The sequence below is a fragment of the Planctomycetota bacterium genome, from assembly GCA_016872555.1.
Classification (GTDB): Bacteria; Planctomycetota; Planctomycetia; order Pirellulales; family UBA1268; genus F1-20-MAGs016.
The window spans coordinates 1-2,879 of the sequence record VGZO01000124.1 but is presented as its reverse complement, the minus strand read 5'-3'; the positions used below and the strand labels follow the sequence as shown (position 1 = coordinate 2,879).

The following is a 2,879-nucleotide window of genomic DNA, read 5'->3' as shown; positions in this document are numbered from 1 at the left end:
CCACGAACATGCCGGCCTTGAGCGAAACGCCCGGCACCTCCGTCCAGCCGATCTCCTCCGGCACACTCTCCGGTCCCCAAAAGCCCGCCGCGGCGGTGAGGTCGTAGACCGGGACGTGGGTGGTGTAGCGGGCGGCGGGGAGCGGGGAGGGGGCCGGAAAAGGGTGCCAGCCACCATTTGTCTGGAGACCCCGGCCTGCGGCCGGGGCCGGATCGCCTACGGCGTCCGGCAAATGGTAGCAGGCACCGTTTTCCTCCCGTGGCGAAACGGGCGCGGCGGACCACTGTCCATCTCTATCGGTGAACTCGACTTCGAAGTTGGTGCCCGGGAGACCCGCGTCGGGGCCGAACCAGTCGCGGAGCAGAGCGGGGAGAGCGTTGTTGCCACGCGCACTCGCGGCGTCGACCGGATGGGCGACGTTGCACGCCACCTTCACGAACCGGAAGACCCACTCCCGGCCGTCGGGGAGGCGGACGCGCGTGGGGCCCGTGGGGCGGGACGGGACGGATTCCACGGCGGGGATGAAGAGGATTGGTTTGCCGCCGGAGTGGGAGAGTTTGGCGCGAAAGGTGGTGGAGGGGCGGTTTCCCTCGCTTGCGCTACGGGCTTCCAGGGCCGCTGGCGCGCGGAGCCGTGACTGCGTGTAGTGCGCGAGACGGAGATCGACGAGTTCGCCCGTGAGCAACTCAAAAGCCGCGCGCAGCTCGGGCGGGCACGTGAAATCCGCCACGAACCTGTCGCCCCGGCGGGTGAACCATCGCTGGCCGGCCTGGTCGTCCATCCACCGCGAGAGCGGCCATTTAAGCCAGTAGGCGGCGAAGGCGGGGTCGTCAGAAGACAGATCAATGCTCGTTGCCGCGGGCGAACCCGGATGCCCTTGCTCGCGCAACGGGCTTCCAGGCAGAGGGATCTCGGCGAGGTCGGCGCGGAGGGCGGGGTGCGAGATGAGGAACTGGCGGCACGCGGTGCGCCAGGCTGTCGATCTCCATGCCGTCCCACAAGGCGTCGCGATCCAGGAGCACCCGCAGCACCACTATCTTGTACGACTTGTTGAGGTTCGTCGCCCCGAGCTTCCCGAGCCACGCCCCGAACCGCTCGACGACGCGCTCCTCGCTCGCATCGAGATCCCCCTCGGCCCGGCAAAACCGGAACCCACTGCCGTGCGCCGCTCGCAACGTGTGCGGCAGATAGTGAGCATGCAAAAGCTCCGTCGGCGTCGGCCGCCGCCCGAGCTCCGCCCGCATGCCGCGTTACGCCTCCTCCACCGCGGCCCGGCCCGCCGGCAGAACCAGCGTGAGCAGTCCCTTCGCCTCCAGCTCAAGGTCGAGCACGCAGCCCTCCGGAAGCGCCGGCTCCCGGCCGTCGAGAGAGCGCTTCAAGAGGGCAAACCCCGTGGCGTCGGCGGCGGTGGCCGTGGGGGCGAGCGTGGCAAGGCAAACCATCCCTGAGAGTGTACGGGGCCAAGGGACAACGTTGGTCCGGGTAGAATCCGCGGCGGAGGCCTAGCAAAGGCCCTTGGCAAAAGGTGTACGGCCGTATACACTCCTCGAAGTGAGGTTAACGTGACCACGATCAGCGAAATCGAGGAAGCCGTCCGACGACTTTCAAGGGCCGACCTGGCGGCTTTTCGTGAGTGGTTCGATCGGTTCAACGCCGAGGCGTGGGATCGGCAATTCGAGCAGGACGCTCGCGAAGGGCGGCTCGACGATCTTGCGAACGAAGCCCTCGAGGATCTCCGCGAAGGCCGGTGCACCGATTTGTGAGCGGACGAGCGCTACCATGAGGCGGCGATGCGGCATCGAGCGAGCCGAAAGTTTTGGCAGTTTTACCGCCGGCTGCCCGAAGCGATTCGGCATGTTGCAGACGAAAACTACGCTGTTCTCAAACAAGACCCCAAACACCCCTCACTGCGGTTCAAGAAAGCTGGACGGTTTTGGTCGGTGCGTGTCGGAATTCACTACCGCGCCGTCGCCGTGGAGGATGGGGCTGATTTGGTGTGGTTTTGGATCGGCCACCACAGTGAGTACGAGCGACTGTTGAATCGGAAGTAGAGCAAGGACGTCGGCCGCCGCCCGAGCTCCGCCCGCATGCCGCGATACGCCTCCTCCACCGCGGCCCGTCCCACCGGCAGAACCAGCTTGAGCAGCTCCTTCGCCTCGAGCTCCACGTCGAGCACGCAGCCCTCCGGAAGCGCCGGCTCCCGGCCGTCGAGAGAGCGCTTGAGGATGGCAAACCCCGTAGCGTCGGCGGTGGCCGCAGGGGCGAGCGTGGCAAGGCAAACCATCACTGAGAGTGTACGGGGCGGAGGGACAACGTTGGTCCCGGGTGCGGCACGCCGCGCTGCGATAGACTTTCGATACCCACTGCCCGCTTGAAGTCGTACGTGAACGGGCGTATATTGCCGCCAGTGTTTGCCCTTCGCCCTTGGAGGCACGTTATGGCCAGTGTTTCACTCCACGACCTCGGACTGGATCGCCTCAGTATCGAGGAGCGGCTTCAGGTCGCGGAGGCGATTTGGGACAGCGTGGTTCGCGACGTAGAAGCATCGCCTTTGCCTGAGTGGCAACGAGCCGAGCTCGAGCGACGGCTGGCTGACAGCGTGGCCAATCCAGACGCCGTGCGGCCGTGGGCCGATGTCGAGGCCGAGGCGCTGGCGCGGGCGAAGCAATGATCCTGCCGGTTGTTCTTCGGCACCAGGCTACCGAGGATCTTCTGGCAGCGTGCGACTACCTCGAGGCCCAACGGCCCGGTTTAGGCACGCGACTGGTTCGGGAAGTGCGACGAGTGCTCGAGCGGATCACAACGCATCCCGAACTCCATGGAAGGGTCTACGAAGATGTGCGTCGCGCGGCCGTCAAGCGGTTTCCTTACGGCGTTTT

At 66.2% G+C, this 2,879-nt stretch carries 6 protein-coding genes; 3 read left to right on the top strand and 3 right to left on the bottom strand.

Going from position 1 to position 2,879, the window contains the following annotated elements; translation table 11 throughout:
- From FJ309_17395 to FJ309_17385, 3 genes are all read right to left on the bottom strand, one after another.
- On the bottom strand, window positions 1-781 hold a 781-nt coding region (locus FJ309_17395; GenBank protein ID MBM3956348.1), incomplete at its 3' end, for a hypothetical protein.
- A 61-nt stretch (window positions 782-842) separates the two neighbouring features.
- Window positions 843-1,244, bottom strand: coding sequence for a hypothetical protein (locus FJ309_17390; protein ID MBM3956347.1), 402 nt, complete (start codon window positions 1,242-1,244; stop codon window positions 843-845).
- A 6-nt stretch (window positions 1,245-1,250) separates the two neighbouring features.
- Entirely contained in the window at window positions 1,251-1,442 is a 192-nt protein-coding gene (locus FJ309_17385) for a hypothetical protein (protein MBM3956346.1), read from the bottom strand.
- Between the two features lie 120 nt (window positions 1,443-1,562).
- Between FJ309_17385 and FJ309_17380 the strand changes: the two genes are divergently transcribed.
- From FJ309_17380 to FJ309_17370, 3 genes are all read left to right on the top strand, one after another.
- Window positions 1,563-1,763 (top strand): hypothetical protein, encoded by a 201-nt coding sequence (locus FJ309_17380; GenBank protein ID MBM3956345.1) that lies wholly within the window; start codon window positions 1,563-1,565, stop codon window positions 1,761-1,763.
- A gap of 27 nt (window positions 1,764-1,790) precedes the next feature.
- Window positions 1,791-2,051: a hypothetical protein gene (locus FJ309_17375; protein ID MBM3956344.1), complete on the top strand. Its 261-nt coding sequence runs from the start codon at window positions 1,791-1,793 to the stop codon at window positions 2,049-2,051.
- Window positions 2,052-2,437: 386 nt separating this feature from the next.
- Window positions 2,438-2,671 carry an addiction module protein gene (locus FJ309_17370; GenBank protein MBM3956343.1) on the top strand — a complete coding sequence of 78 codons (234 nt, stop codon included), beginning with the start codon at window positions 2,438-2,440 and terminating at the stop codon, window positions 2,669-2,671.
- Window positions 2,672-2,879: the final 208 nt, after the last annotated feature.